Below are 14,896 nucleotides of genomic sequence, written 5' to 3'. Positions count from 1 at the left end.
AGGGTATCATGGCGTCCCCAACCCCCACCGGGACGGCCGCCCGCTCATGGCGACCCGCAGCAAATCCAGCCAGCGCTGGCTCAAGGAACACTTCTCCGACCCCTTCGTAAAGAAGGCCAAGGCCGAAGGCTTGCGCTCGCGCGCGGCCTATAAATTAGAGGAACTGGTCGAACGCGACCGCCTGCTCAAGCCCGGGATGATCGTGGTCGATCTGGGCGCCGCGCCCGGCGGCTGGTCGCAATGGGTCCGCAGCGAGCTGGACCGGATGAACCCGCGCCAGCCCGGACGGGTCATCGCCCTGGACATCCTGGAGATGCCCGGCTTGGCCGGGGTCGATTTCATTCTCGGCGATTTCCGCGAAGACGAGGTCCTGGCCCAGCTGGAAGCCAGCGTGGGCGGGCAGAGCGTGGACCTTGTGCTGTCCGACATGGCCCCCAATATGAGTGGCGTGGATGCGGTTGACCTGCCGCGGGCGATGCACCTTTCGGAGCTGGCGATGGATTTCGCCGACCGGCACCTGAAGGTCGAGGGCACGTTCCTGATCAAGCTGTTCCAGGGCGTGGGCTTCGACGATTACGTGCGCGAACTGCGCCGTCGCTACGCCAAGGTGTCGATCCGCAAGCCGGCGGCTTCGCGCAAGCGGTCGCCGGAGGTTTACGCGCTGGCGCAGGGCAAAAAGGCCGCGATGACCTGAGCCTTGGGCTAACGGGTGATTGCACCGGGCGCTGAACCGGCCGAATCTCGGCAAGTGCCCGGCGACGGGTGTGTGACAATCTGGGCGTTACCGCCGGCGCACGAGGCGTCGGAGGACACGAGACCCCCCACATAGCCTGTGGGGTCGCAGGGTAGGAAATACATGAACGATTTGGCCAAGAATCTGCTGCTCTGGGTGATCGTCGCCGTCGTGCTGATGGTGGTGTTCCAGGCGTTCGGTCCGCGCACGCCGGGGACCGAAGTGCTCGCCTACGACCAGTTCATCAACCAGGTTCAGACCGACCGCATCAAGGAGGTCAAGATCTCCGATGACGGTGCGACGATCACGGGCAAGCGCAAGGACGACAGCTCGTTCACGACCTACAGCACGCGCGATCCCTACCTGATCAACGACCTGATCAACCATAAGGTCGTCACCGAGCAGACCCCGCCGTCGAGCAGCCCCTCGCTGATCATGATTCTGATCAACGTGCTGCCGTGGCTGCTGTTCATTGGCATCTGGGTCTATTTCATGCGCCAGATGCAGCAGGGCGGCAGCAAGGGCGCGATGAGCTTCGGCCGCTCGCGGGCCAAGCTGCAGGGCGAGGACCAGGTCAAGGTGACCCTGGCCGACGTCGCCGGCTGCGACGAGGCCAAGGAAGAAGTCGGCGAGCTGGTCGAGTTCCTGCGCGATCCGTCCAAGTTCCAGAAGCTGGGCGGCAAGATCCCGCGCGGCGTGCTGATGGTCGGCCCGCCCGGCACCGGCAAGACCCTGCTGGCCCGCGCCATCGCCGGCGAGGCCAAGGTGCCGTTCTTCTCGATCTCCGGTTCGGACTTCGTGGAAATGTTCGTCGGCGTCGGCGCCAGCCGCGTGCGCGACATGTTCGAGCAAGCCAAGAAGCACGCGCCGTGCATCATCTTCATCGACGAAATCGACGCGGTCGGCCGTCATCGCGGCGCCGGCCTGGGCGGCGGTCACGACGAGCGCGAGCAGACCCTCAACCAGTTGCTGGTCGAGATGGACGGTTTCGAAGGCGGTGAAGGCGTGATCGTGATCGCCGCGACCAACCGCCCCGACGTGCTCGATCCGGCGCTGCTGCGTCCGGGCCGTTTCGACCGCCAGGTCGTGGTCGGCCTGCCCGACGTGAAGGGCCGCGAGCAGATCCTGCGCGTGCACATGCGCAAGCTGCCGCTGCACGAAGACGTCGAGCCGATGACCATCGCCCGCGGCACCCCGGGTTTCTCCGGCGCCGACCTCGCCAACTTGTGCAACGAGGCGGCTTTGTTCGCCGCGCGCGAGAACGCCAAGGACGTGCGCATGGAGCACTTCGACAAGGCGCGCGACAAGATTCTGATGGGCGCCGAGCGCCGTTCGATGGCGATGAGCGAGGACGAGAAGAAGCTCACCGCGTATCACGAAGCCGGCCACGCCATCGTCGGCCGCGTCGTGCCCGAACACGACCCGGTCTACAAGGTCACCATCATTCCGCGCGGCCGCGCCCTGGGCGTGACCATGTACTTGCCCGAAGGCGACAAGTACTCGATGAACCGCGTGGCGATCGAATCGCAGCTGTGCTCGCTGTACGGCGGCCGCGTCGCGGAGGAATTGATCTTCGGCGTGGACAAGGTCACCACCGGCGCGTCCAACGATATCGAGCGCGCGACCAAGATGGCCCGCAACATGGTCACCAAGTGGGGCCTGAGCGACGAGATGGGCCCGATCGCCTACGGCGAAGAAGAAGACGAAGTCTTCCTCGGCCGTTCGGTCACCCAGCACAAGAACGTGTCCAACGAGACCGCGCGCCGCATCGACGAAGTCGTGCGCGGGATTCTGGACAAGGCTTACGGCCGCACCTCGCAGATCCTCAAGGACAACCTCGACAAGCTGCACATCATGGCCGACGCGTTGTTGCTGTACGAAACCATCGACGCGACCCAGATCGACGCCATCATGGCCGGCCGCGAGCCGGGCCCGCCGGCGGATTGGGCCAAGTCGGGCAAGGTGTCCAAGGACGACAACCGTCCGGGCGCGATCGGTGGGCCTGCGGCGCAGACTTGATCGGATTGGGCCGCGTAAGCGGACATCGCTGAGAGAACGGGAACGCCGGGGCTTGCTCCGGCGTTTTCTATTTGGGGTGTCCGGTGTTTGAACGAAAAGCATCGGGGCTGAAGCCCCTCCCACAAAAGACCTCGTGCATCCCGGAAGTCTTTTGTGGGAGGGGCTTCAGCCCCGATGCTCTTCGATCAGCCCCCATCGCCCCTTAGCGAACCCACACAGTCCACCAGCGGTTAGCATTCCAATCATCGCCGCCCGCCCGGAACCGCCCATGTTCGACCTCGCCCCGACTCTGGACTGCAACGGCCGCCGCCTCACGCTCGATCGCCCGCGCGTACTCGGCATCGTCAACGTCACGCCCGATTCCTTCTCCGACGGCGGCGCCCACGACACGCTCGAAGCGGCCGTCGCGCACGGCCTGAGGCTGGCGGAGGAGGGCGCGGACGCGCTCGACATCGGCGGCGAGTCCACCCGTCCTGGCGCCGACGAAGTCCCGCTGGAGGAAGAACTGCGCCGCACGATTCCGGTGATCGAGCGGCTGGCGCGCGAGACCTCGCTGCCGATCAGCATCGACACCTCCAAGCCCGAGGTCATGCGCGCCGCGGTCGCCGCCGGCGCCGGCCTGATCAACGACGTCTACGCGCTGCGCCGCGAAGGCGCGCTCGATGCCGCGGCCGAACTCGGCGTGCCGGTGGTGCTCATGCACATGCTGGGCGAGCCGCGCTCGATGCAGCAGCAACCCGAGTACGACGATGTCGTCGCGCAAGTGCACCGCTTCCTGGCCGAACGCATCTTCGCCGCCGAGATGGCCGGCATCGCCAAGAAGCGCATCGTGGTCGATCCCGGCTTCGGCTTCGGCAAGACCCTGCAGCACAACCTGACCCTGCTGTCGCAGCTGGAACGCTTCACCGAACTCGGCGTGCCGTTGCTGGCGGGCCTGTCGCGCAAGCGCAGCATCGGCGAGCTGACCGGGCGCGAGGACGCGCGCGAGCGCGTGCACGGCTCGGTCGCCGCGCATCTGATCGCGGCGCAGCGCGGCGCGATGCTGCTGCGCGTGCACGATGTCGCCGCGACCGTGGATGCGCTCAAAGTCTGGGCCGCGGTGGCGGCGCAGCAGATGCCCAAGCGCGCCGCGGCATCGGCGATGCCGAAGTGGCCTGACGACGAATAACACCGGGTTGCCGGCGATGCCAGGGCGATGGCATGAGTGGTGCGCATCGCGTGTCTGCGGCAAGCGCGTATCTCCGGGTACAAGCGACGCGAATCCAGAGCCTTGACGAAACCGCGATCTCACGGCAGCGACCCGCATCGCTCGCGGAAAATCGACGCCGACACGACGCTCGGAAATTCGCTGCGCACGACGCGAAATCGCCTTGGCTAAAATTTAGCCATAGTGGCCGAGCCCTTGCGGCATAAGGCGTGAAACACGATGCCAATGCGTGTATCCGCAGGTTTGTCCACAGCGTTTGTGGACATAAAAATTCGCTGCGTGAACCCGCCGGCGACGATGCGCCGGCACTCTCGAAATCGCTTGCAATCCACGAACGATTCTGCATCGCGCCGCCGCTCGAACGCATGCGCGCAAACGCGAAAAAGTCAAACGAAATCGTTGGCTAAAATTTGTCCATAGTTACTCGGGCCCTTGTCAGGCAAGGCGCTCAGCGCAAACCGCACATGCCTGTCCGCAGGCTTGTCCACAGGCATTGTGGACAGCGCTCGCGTCCGCGCGGTGCGACGAACAAGCGCGCTCGCCGCCGCATCGATTGCGATGCGCGCTCGATGCGATGCCGACGCGACAGCGTCTTCAAGCATTCATCGCGCACCCGCCGAATCGCATCGTCCTGTCAAGCGATTTGTGCGGTCAAAAAATGTCCAAACATACGCGGCCCCTTGCAGCGCAAGGCCTGCAGCACCGACTCCACATCGGTGTCCTCAAGCTTGTCCACAGACTCTGTGGAAATCGCAATCGACGCTCGCGCGAGCGCATCGGCCGCGCGCGAGCCAACACGCCGATCGCGCGATCGAAGTCAAGAAAATTGAGTGGTCAATTTTTCGCCAACCCTCTTGCAATGCTTATGCCGCAACGCTTCGCGCAGGTTGATCCGGAATCTGTCCGCAGGCTTGTCCACAGGCTGTGTGGACAACCGTGACCGAGTGGTCAAAAAACCGACAAACCGCCGCAAGCCGTTGCGGGGCCTGGGCTGCGGGCGCTTATCAACAGGCTTGCCCCAGTGGTTCTCCACACGATCTGTGGGGAACCGGCCGGACGGCCAGCATCCGCCAGGCGGGGCGTGCCGCGGCTTTCGTCGCGCCCGTGCCTGTGCGAGGCTTCCGGCTCGTTTCGCCTCGCCGCCCGCATGACCGCTTCCTCCGACCCGCGCCCACTCGCCATCGCCCTGATGGGGCCGACCGCCTCGGGCAAGACCGCGCTCGCGCTGGACTGGGCGCAGCGCCTGGACGGGGAGATCGTCAGCGTCGATTCGGCCCTGGTCTACCGCGGCCTGGACATCGGCGCGGCCAAGCCCACTCAGGCGGAGCAGGCGCAAATCCCGCATCACCTGATCGACCTGCGCGATCCCTGGCAGACCTACTCGGCCGCCGAGTTCGCGCTCGACGCGCGCCGGGCCATGGATCAGATCGTCGCGCGCGGGCGGGTGCCGATCCTCGCCGGCGGTACCGGCCTGTACTTCCACGCCCTGCTGCACGGGCTGTCGGACATGCCCGAGGCCGATCCTTCGATGCGCGAGCGGATCAGCGCCGAAGCCGCCGAGCAGGGCTGGGACGCCATGCACGCGCAGTTGGTGGCGATCGACCCGGAGGCCGCCGCGCGCATCCACGCCACCGACGCCCAGCGCATCCAGCGCGCGCTGGAGGTCTATCGGCTGTCCGGCCGCGGCATCAGCGATTGGCGCCGCGCCTCGGCGCAGGCGCCGCGGCTGCCGTACCGCGTACTCAAGCTGGTGCTGGCGCCGGCCGATCGCGCGGTGCTGCACGGGCGGATCGAACGCCGCTTCGACCAGATGCTGGAGGCCGGCTTCCTCGACGAAGTCCGGCGCCTGCGCGAACTGCCGGGCTTGCAGGCGCACCCGCAACCGCTGCAACTGCCGGCGATCCGCGCGGTCGGCTACCGCCAGGCCTGGGAACATCTGAACGGCGCCTACGCCGCGGCCGAGTTCCGCGACCGCGGGGTTTTCGCCACCCGGCAGTTGGCCAAGCGCCAGTTGACCTGGCTGCGCGGCGAGCTTGACGCGCGCTGGTTCGATCCTTTGCGCGACGCGGCGGAACTCGCATACGCCCTGAGGCTGTTCGCGCCCGGGCGGCTGCGCGAAGGGACAGGCGCCGCATAGAATGGAGCGCGCAAACCCGGAACCGGGTCGCAATGTTTGCTTGCACTTGCGTTAACATCGGGCAGTCGCCCCTGTGGGGACAACAGCCGGCGATACGGAAGCACCCGCCTTCGGGCCTCCCGGGGCACACTGGGAACCCGCCGGAGCGGGGCGCGCCGTCCTAATAACTAGAACATGCTGGGGAACTAGAAGATGTCTAAGGGGCAATCCCTGCAGGATCCTTTCCTGAATGCGCTGCGTCGCGAACGCGTACCGGTCTCGGTGTACCTGGTCAACGGCATCAAGTTGCAGGGCACCATCGAATCTTTCGACCAATTCGTGGTGCTGTTGCGCAACACCGTAAGCCAGATGGTCTACAAGCACGCCATTTCCACCGTGGTCCCCGCGCGCAACGTCCGCGTCGGCCCGGGCGGCGGCTATGTGCAGTCCGCCGACGGCAGCGACAACGGCGAAGAAGCCGAATAAACGCCGGAGCGGGCGGTGGAGAATTGAGAAACCGGCGCGGCGCCTCCATATGAGTTCGTTCTGCCTGTTCCTCACTTCTTTGAGCACCCATCCGACTGATGTTCGAGCGTTCTAAAAAGGGCGAACACGCCCTGTTGATCCAGCCTCATGCCGGCGGCGCGCCGGATGAGGACCTGCTGGAAGAGTTCGCCGACCTGGCGCGATCGGCCGGCGCCTCCGTGGCCGCCGTGCTGACCGCGCGCATCGACCGGCCCAACGCGGCCACCCTGATCGGCAGCGGCAAGCTCGACGAGGTCAAGGCCGCGGCCGACGCCAGCGGCGCCGACCTGATCCTGGTCAACCACTCGCTGTCGCCCGGCCAGGAGCGCAACCTCGAGCGCCTGCTGGAGCGCCGCGTGGTCGATCGCACCGGCCTGATCCTGGACATCTTTTCCCAGCGCGCGCAAAGCGCCGAGGGCAAGCTGCAGGTCGAACTGGCCCAGCTCAAGCACATGTCCACCCGCCTGATCCGCGGCTGGACCCACCTGGAGCGCCAGCGCGGCGGCTCCATCGGCTTGCGCGGTCCCGGCGAAACCCAGCTGGAAACCGACCGCCGGCTGCTGCAAAAGCGCCTGGAGCAACTGCAAAAACGCCTGGACAAGGTCGAAGTGCAGCGCACCCAGATGCGCCGCGCGCGCATGCGCAGCGAACTGCCGCGCGTGGCCCTGGTGGGTTACACCAACGCCGGCAAATCGACCCTGTTCAACGCCATGACCGGCGCCGACGCCTACGCCGCCGACCAGTTGTTCGCGACTCTGGACCCGACCGTGCGCCGCATCGATCTGTCCGGCGGCGCCGCGGTGCTGGCCGACACGGTGGGGTTCGTGCGCGACCTGCCTCATGATTTGGTCGCCGCGTTCCGCTCGACCCTGTCGGAAGCGCGCGAGGCCGACCTGCTGCTGCACGTGATCGACGCCGCCGACCCGCTGCGCGACGAGCGCATCGCCCAGGTCGATGAAGTCCTCAGCGAAATCGGCGCCGGCGATCTGCCGCAGGTGCTGGTGTTCAACAAGATCGACCGGCTCGACGGCGTGGCCGCGCGCATCGACCGCCCGGGCGAGGAAAAGAACCGGGTCTGGGTCTCCGCCCGCGACGGCCAGGGCCTGGACCTGCTGCGCACCGCGCTGGGCGAAGCCCTGCAGCTGCGCCACGTGCAGGGCAGCGTGCGCATCGTGCCGCAGGCGGCGAAGCTGCGCGCGCGCCTGCACGAACTCGGCGCGGTGCGCGCCGAGCAGGCCGACGAGCTCGGCTGGCTGGTCGAGGTTGACCTCGCCGTGGCCGACGCCCAGCGCCTGTTCGTGCAGGCGCACGGCGAGGTTTTGCGGCCCTTGCTTGAGGCCGCCCAGGCCCCCACCTAGAATCGACAGGTTCGCGCGCCATGAATGCGCGCGGATCGCCGCGGCGCCCTTGCGCCGGGGGCCGGCCGCGATCAGTGTCGCGGCCGGCGCAGCAGGCAGGACAGGATGTCCCGTCTGGCGTCCACTTCTTTAGGAGCAGGCATGGCCTGGAACACCCCCGGCAGTGACAATTCCGGCGACAACCGACCGTCGCGGCAACGCAAACCCCCAGGCCGCGGCCTGGACGCGCTGATCGAGCCCCTGCGCGGGCTGTTCGGCAACGGGGGCGGCGGCATCCTGCGCTGGGTCGCGCTGCTGATCGGCCTGTGGCTGCTGTTCAACTGCTTCGTCCTGGTGACCGAGCAGGAACGCGGCGTGGTCCTGCGCTTCGGCCAGTTCTCGCGCGTGCTCCAGCCCGGCCCGCACTTCAAGGCGCCGTGGCCGATCGAGAGCGTCACCAAGATCAACGCCACCCAGAGCAAGGCCTACAGCGAGACCATGCCGGTGCTGACCCGCGACGGCAACATGGTCAACGTCGAGATCAACGTCCAGTACCGGATCGAGTCGCCGTACAAGTACCTGTTCGGTTCGCGCGCGCCCGACGACGTGCTCAAGCAGGCCGCGCAGAGCGCGGTGCGCGAGCAGATCGGCCGTTCCGACCTGGACACCGTGCTTGGCGCGCGCAGCCTGCTGACCACCCAGGTGCGCCAGCGCCTGCAGGGTTCGCTGAAGGATTACGAGACCGGTCTGACCGTGACCGAACTCAACCTGCCCAACGCGCGCCCGCCGGACGACGTCAAGGACGCCTTCGACGAAGCCCAGCGCGCCAACGCCGACAAGACCACCTCGATCAACCAGGCCCAGGCCTACGCCAAGCAGATCGTGCCCGAAGCGCGCGGCGACGCGCAGCGCATCCGCACCACCGCCGAAGGCTACAAGACCTCGGTCGTGGCGCGCGCGCAGGGCGACGCGACCCGCTTCTCGCTGCTGGTCGATCAGTACAAGAACGCGCCGGACGTCACCCGCAAGCGTTTGTGGCTGGACACCGTGCAGGACGTGCTGAGCCAGAACCGCAAGATCGTCGGCGGCGATTCGCGCCAGATGATCTACGTGCCGATGTCCGATCGCGGCGGCGTGCCGGTCACGCCGGGCCCGGTCAGCGTGCCGCTGGCCCAGCCCGAGCTGCTGAGCCCGGTCACCGCGACCGACTCGCTCTCCACCGTTCCCAACGTCGGCCGTCCGCCGCGTCCGAAGACCCGCGATGAGGTGATGCGATGAGAGTTCCTGCCCTGATTGCAGCGGGCGTGGCCCTGCTGCTGGCCTTGCTGGGCTCGGTGTTCGTGGTCAAGGCCGGCCAGAGCGCGATCGTGTTCCGCCTGGGCACCATCGTCAGCGGCGAAGAGCTCGGCCCCGGCCTGCACTTCAAGTGGCCGCTGATTGAATCGGCGCGCGTGTTCGACCGCCGCCTGAAGATCCTCAACTCCGAGCCCGAGCGTTACCTGACCGCGGACAAGCTGGACGTCAGCGTGGATTTCTTCGCGCTGGGCCAGATCGACGACATGCGCAAGTTCTTCCAGGCCACCGGCGGCGACGAAGACGTGGCGGTCGAGCGCGTCGCGCCGATCATCCGCGATTCGCTGCGCAACGAGATCAACTCGCTCAAGCTGCTCGACGTGGTCAAGGGCGATCGCGAAGCGGTGATCGGCAAGCAGCTGGAAACCATCAACAAGGGCGCGGCCACGCTCGGCATCAAGATCAAGGACATCCGCATCAAGCGCATCGATCTGCCGCAGGACAGCAACGTGCTGGCCTCGGTCTACAACCAGATGCGCTCGCAGCGTCTGCAGGTCGCCAGCCAGTTGCGCGCCGAGGGCGTGGAGCAGGCGCAGGCGATCCGCGCCACCGCCGACCGCGACAAGACCGTGATCCTGGCCGAAGCCGAGCGCGACGCCCAGCGTCAACGCGGCGAAGGCGATGCCGAGGCCACCCGCCTGTACGGCGAGGCCGCGTCCAAGGATCCGGCGTTCTTCGCCTTCCAGCGCAGCCTGGAGTCGTATCGCAAGTCCTTCGCCGACGGCCAGAGCGTGATCGTGCTCGACCGCGACGATCCGTTCCTGCAATACCTCAAGTCCGATCGCTGATCGGACGTGATCGGCGAATTGATCCGGGCGCTGTGCTTGGTCGCAGTGCTCGAAGGCCTGTTCCTGTTCGTCGCGCCAAACGGCTGGAAGCGCGCGGCCGAACAGTTGCAGGCGTTGCCCGATAAACAGCTGCGCATCGTCGGCGGGATCGTGGTGGCGGTGGCGGTGATCGCGTTGTGGGTGTTGCGCGCGGTCTGATCGGAAAGCCCGCGGGCGCGTCGTGCGTTCGGCGGGCTTGTTCACAGCGCGGTTCGATCGCGTGATTCGGCGCGTCGAATCAGCCGGACGATTCGCTCGCCGCTTCGGCGCATTCATCCCGGCCATCCATTCAATCGTGCGACTCAGCCGTGTAGTAGTCCGACCGGCTGATACACCATGCGTGCGGCTGCAAGGTGCCAGCCCGTGTCCGCTCCGGCACGCACTCGCATAAATCGCCCGCATTCGACAGCGGCAATGGCCGCGGCGTGACCGCGGTCACTCAACTGCGACGATCGCCGGCGACAATGCGAAAGCGTCCCTTTGCGTCCACATTCGTTCCTGCCTTCGCGCTGTTTCCAGCGCGAATGCACGCCAAAAACCGACGGTGATACAGCGAGCGCGGGGCCGGCGTGCCGGCCCTGGAATGCACCGCGCACTGCCCGGTTTTCGTCGCGATCGCATGGCTTCGGGTTGGCGCGCCGCCGCGCTTGAACGGCGGCGGCGCTGGATGCGGTCGCGACGCAACCCCGCTGTACCATCGACCTTTGGAGTAGTCCCATGAAGGAATCATCGTCATTGCGCCGCAGCGCGCTGGCCCTTGCACTGTTGTCGTTGAGCGGTTCGGCGCTGGCCGCCACCTGCGCGTCCGCGCATCCGGACGAGAAGACGCACAAGCTGTATCTGCTGTTTCCGTCCGCGCCGCTGAGCTATCCCTCATTCGGTTTTTCCGCCGCCTCGGCGACCGATCCGGCGGCGCGGTTCTCCGCCGCCGACCTGCCGGGTTTCAGCGGCTCCACCGACGCGTTGCGCGAGGCGATCACCGATGCGGTCGCGCAGGATTACTGCGGACTCAACGTGCAGGTGCTGGATACCGCGAGCTTGCCGCCGGCGATCCACGCTCATCGCAATATCGTCGCGGTAACCACCGCATCCGATGTGTCCGAGGGCTTGTTCGGTTATTCGCAAAACACCGATGTCGGCGATCGCGAAGCGGTCGATTATTCCTACGTCTGGGCCAAGACCTACCAGGACTGGGCTGGCGGCGCGTTGAGCGGCGCCAATTCGACCCTGCAGCGCTGGGCCAACGCGATCGCCGGCACCGCCGCGCACGAATCCGGGCATAACTACGGCTTGGCGCACAGCGCGGCGATCGACAAGGCCGACGTGCGGCAGCATCTGATGGCGGCCGGCAGCGGCATCGACGCGGAAACCCGCGCCGGCGGCGATCGCTATTTCGGCGACAGGGAATATTCGTGGCTGGCCGCCAATCTCGGCCTGTCGATGCAGACCATGTGGAACTGGGAACTGGTCAATCCCAACGCGACCGCGGCGCACAGTATCGAATTGCGCGTGCTGCACCCCTCGCGCACCGCGCCTTCGCTCGACGGTGCTTACGCCGGCTGCGGCAGCCCCTGGCTCGCGCCGGTCGTGACCGGCCCGGTCGGCCCGGCCGAAAGCGCGCAAGGCGGCACCTACTACCCGTATCTGATCACCTGGAGCGCGCCCAATCCGGCCTGGGGCACGGGCGAATGCGCCGGCGCCGCGGGCGCGCCGGGGCAGGCGGCGGGCGGTGCGCGCTTCTATGTCGGCGCTTCGTTCATGGCGAGTCAGTTCGATTTGTCCACGTCCGAATCGTTGCTGCTGCAAAGCGTGGTGCTGCGCGACGGCGCGGGCAAGGCGATGGGTTTGAATCCGCGCGTGCACGCCTTCGACGCCGGCAGCTTCGACGAAGCCGGCAACTGGAACATCGGCGTGTCCAACCCGGGGCCGGTGCCGCTGCGCGTGCAGAACCTGCGCATGCGCGAACTGGCGCGGCCGCTGGCGCAGGAACAGTTGACCGTGCGCGGCCGCCTGCTGGATCTGCACGGACGCGATGTCCTGGTCTGGCCGGGCGGCGATCGCGACTTCGGCGGCACGACCACACCGCCGGCGGAAGCCTGGACGGTGCCGGCGGGCAAGGTCGGGGAGGAGCGGCACGACTACGACGTCGTCGATACTTCCGATTGCGACGACAGCTTCCTGCGTATCGTCGACACGAAGCGATGCGGCAGCGGCGCGGTGGTCGGTCTGTTCCCGTCCACGGCGGTCTATTTCACCGCCGACAGCACCGATCCCCAGGCGACGTACTGGGACCCGGGCAAGCGCCAGTACCTGCGCGGCGCGCTGACCACGCGCACTTACTACCAGCTCAGCGGCCATCGCCTGGACCGCAACCGCAACGGCATCGACGACTACATCGAGGCGCGCCAGGCCCGGTGACCTGAGCGATGTGAAGGCGCGCCGCGCGGATCGCGGCGCGGCGGCGACTCGGCGCAAGGCCGGGTTCGCGTTTGGTCGCGCTTGCGCGTCGGGCGCTTCCACGCCCGGCGCCTCCGTCGCGAGCCGCCGTAATCGCGCCCGCCGGCCGCTCACGCAATCTCTCCGCATCCGACGCCGATCAAGCCGGCAGCGAGACCCGCATCACCGCCGCGCAATCGCGCTCGCGAAACCTTCCCGGCCTGTCCCGGGCGCGACCCGGTTTCGCCCTGTCGCGCGGACCATCGCAGGCCTAGAACGGAACACGGCAAGGACGCGCTCGACGACGGCAACGGCCGCTCGGCCCCGCGCGCATCGCGCCGTTTCCGTCGCCACCGCCCACGCCAGGCCATGCGACCCGCCGCGTCCGCGCGACGGCTCCGGCGCGAGCCCGCGACGCATACCCAATGCAGCACCTACACGACCATGGAGTAGCGTCATGAAGGAATGCTTACCTCTGCGCCGGACCGCGCTCGCGCTCGCCCTGTTGTCGCTGAGCGGATCAGCGCTGGCGGCCACGTGCCCGGCCTACAACCCGTCCAACAAGGCCAACAAGCTTTATCTGGTGTTCCCGACCGCGCCGTTGGCGTACCCCTCGTTCGGCTTCTCGGCGGCGTCGGCGACCAATCCGGCCGCGCCGTTCAACGCCGCCGACCTGCCCAGCTACACCGGCACCACCGCCGCGCTGCGCGGCGCGGTCAAGCACGTGGTCGAACTCGACTACTGCGAGTTCAACGTGCAGGTGCTCGATCAGACGACCTTGCCGCCGACCACCTTCCCGCGCCGCAACACGGTCGCGGTGACCACCAAGTCGGACATCACCGACGGCTTGTTCGGCATCGCCCAGGCAGTCGATACCAACGATCCGACCGCGGTCGATTACGCCTACGTCTGGGGCAAGACCTACCAGGACTGGACTGGCGGCCCCGGCGGCGCGCTCAACGGCGCCAACTCCACCTTGGACCGCTGGGCCAATTCGATCGGCGGCACCGCCGCGCACGAAGCCGGGCATAACTACGGCCTGGCCCACAACACCACGGTGGTCGCCGGCGAAGACACCTACAAGCACCACATGATGCCGGCCGGCGGCAGCCTCAACGCCGAGGACCGCGCCGGTTATCGCCGTCATTTCAGCGATACCGAATTCTCCAGCCTGGCCGCCAACCTGGGCCTGTCGCTGCAGACCATGTGGAACTGGGATCTGGCCAATCCGAACGCGGCGCCGGCGCACAGCCTGGAACTGCGCGTGCTGTATCCGCTGGCGACCGCGCCGACCATCGACTGGTCCTACGGCGGCTGCAACAGCCCGTGGATCACCCCGACCGTGATCGGCCCGATCGGCCCGGCGGAAACCTTCCAGGGTGGCACCTACTATCCCTACACCGTCAAATGGAGCACGCCGAATCCGGCCTGGGGCACCGGCGGCTGCGTCGGCCTGCCGGGTCCTCCGGGACAGGCGCCCGGCGGCGTGTTGTTCCACATCGGTGCATCCTTCGCCGGGGTGAACTTCAATTTGTCGACCTTGAATCCGATCGTGATCAAGGACATCACCCTGCGCGACGTGTCGAGCACGGCGATGGCCTTGAACCCGCGCCTGCACGCCTTCGACGCCGGCACCCTGGACACGGTCAACGGCACCTTGAACCTGGGCGTGTTCAACGTCGCCGGCGCCGCCGCGCGGCCGTTGCAACTGCAGAACCTGCAGATGCAGGAACTGCCGCGCGTGCTTTCGCTGGATGAGATGGTCGCCAACGGCCGCATCGCCGATTTCACCGGCGCACCGTTCGAGCCGTGGGAGAAGACCACCCGCACCTTGGTGCGCATCGCCGAGACCTCGCCGGGCAAGGGCATCAGCGTGCCGATCGCCAAGCTCAACCAGCCGCGCCACGTGTACGAGGTGATCACCGCCGACGATTGCAAGAAGGCCCAGGCCGACAGCTTCCTCAACGGCCCCGATACCGCCGACTGCCGGCCGGGCACCAACATCGATCTGTTCCCGGCCACCACCGTCTACTTCACCGCCAACACGGTCGAGCCCGACGCGACCTACTGGAACGCGGAAAAACGCGAATACGTGAAGGGACCGCTGACCACGCGCACCTACTACCAGCTCAGCGGACGGCGCCTGGATCAGAACAAGAACGGCATCGACGACTACATCGACGCACGCCAGGCGCCCGCGCCGGGCAAGTAAGGACCGCAAGCGTTTGAGATCGCCGGGCGCGTCGGACCGCGCGGCGATGGCGGGCCCGGCGCAAGGCCGGGCCCGCGTTTTACCCGGGGCCAAGAGCGGCCGGGTAGCCTCGGTTTGGGCCGCCGCGGGCC

General features: G+C 67.3%; 11 protein-coding genes. All 11 read left to right on the top strand.

Features of this window, described 5'->3' with window-relative positions; translation table 11 throughout:
• Nucleotides 1-46: 46 nt before the first annotated feature.
• The 11 genes from rlmE (at nt 47) to AB4Y92_RS14860 (ending at nt 14,765) form a co-directional block, all read left to right on the top strand.
• Nucleotides 47-694, top strand: a complete 648-nt coding sequence (gene rlmE, locus AB4Y92_RS14910; RefSeq protein ID WP_057942192.1) for a 23S rRNA (uridine(2552)-2'-O)-methyltransferase RlmE — start codon at nt 47-49, stop codon at nt 692-694.
• Between the two features lie 162 nt (nt 695-856).
• The gene (gene ftsH / locus AB4Y92_RS14905) at nt 857-2,752 is read left to right on the top strand and encodes an ATP-dependent zinc metalloprotease FtsH (protein ID WP_215056455.1); all 1,896 of its coding nucleotides are present in this window, start codon (nt 857-859) and stop codon (nt 2,750-2,752) included.
• Between the two features lie 268 nt (nt 2,753-3,020).
• Nucleotides 3,021-3,920: a dihydropteroate synthase gene (gene folP, locus AB4Y92_RS14900; RefSeq protein WP_441820372.1), complete on the top strand. Its 900-nt coding sequence runs from the start codon at nt 3,021-3,023 to the stop codon at nt 3,918-3,920.
• 1,186 nt (nt 3,921-5,106) lie between these two features.
• On the top strand, nt 5,107-6,096 hold the full coding sequence (gene miaA / locus AB4Y92_RS14895; protein WP_441820371.1) for a tRNA (adenosine(37)-N6)-dimethylallyltransferase MiaA: 990 nt from the start codon (nt 5,107-5,109) through the stop codon (nt 6,094-6,096).
• 192 nt (nt 6,097-6,288) lie between these two features.
• Nucleotides 6,289-6,561 (top strand): RNA chaperone Hfq, encoded by a 273-nt coding sequence (gene hfq / locus AB4Y92_RS14890; RefSeq protein ID WP_057942196.1) that lies wholly within the window; start codon nt 6,289-6,291, stop codon nt 6,559-6,561.
• A 98-nt stretch (nt 6,562-6,659) separates the two neighbouring features.
• Entirely contained in the window at nt 6,660-7,958 is a 1,299-nt protein-coding gene (gene hflX, locus AB4Y92_RS14885; protein WP_441820370.1) for a ribosome rescue GTPase HflX, read from the top strand.
• A gap of 141 nt (nt 7,959-8,099) precedes the next feature.
• Nucleotides 8,100-9,215, top strand: a complete 1,116-nt coding sequence (gene hflK, locus AB4Y92_RS14880) for an FtsH protease activity modulator HflK (protein ID WP_441820369.1) — start codon at nt 8,100-8,102, stop codon at nt 9,213-9,215.
• The gene (gene hflC, locus AB4Y92_RS14875) at nt 9,212-10,078 is read left to right on the top strand and encodes a protease modulator HflC (protein ID WP_057942199.1); all 867 of its coding nucleotides are present in this window, start codon (nt 9,212-9,214) and stop codon (nt 10,076-10,078) included. The genes hflK and hflC overlap by 4 nt, the downstream gene beginning before the upstream one ends.
• A 6-nt stretch (nt 10,079-10,084) precedes the next feature.
• Nucleotides 10,085-10,276: a DUF2065 domain-containing protein gene (locus tag AB4Y92_RS14870; protein WP_386791288.1), complete on the top strand. Its 192-nt coding sequence runs from the start codon at nt 10,085-10,087 to the stop codon at nt 10,274-10,276.
• 558 nt (nt 10,277-10,834) lie between these two features.
• Nucleotides 10,835-12,535, top strand: coding sequence for a hypothetical protein (locus AB4Y92_RS14865; RefSeq protein WP_441820368.1), 1,701 nt, complete (start codon nt 10,835-10,837; stop codon nt 12,533-12,535).
• Between the two features lie 475 nt (nt 12,536-13,010).
• Nucleotides 13,011-14,765 (top strand): hypothetical protein, encoded by a 1,755-nt coding sequence (locus AB4Y92_RS14860; protein ID WP_441820367.1) that lies wholly within the window; start codon nt 13,011-13,013, stop codon nt 14,763-14,765.
• Nucleotides 14,766-14,896: the final 131 nt, after the last annotated feature.

The organism is Lysobacter sp. TAB13 (genome assembly GCF_052113885.1).
GTDB lineage: Bacteria > Pseudomonadota > Gammaproteobacteria > Xanthomonadales > Xanthomonadaceae > Lysobacter > Lysobacter gummosus.
Note: the sequence above shows the minus strand (reverse complement) of the source record. Positions and strands in the feature narration are given on the sequence as shown.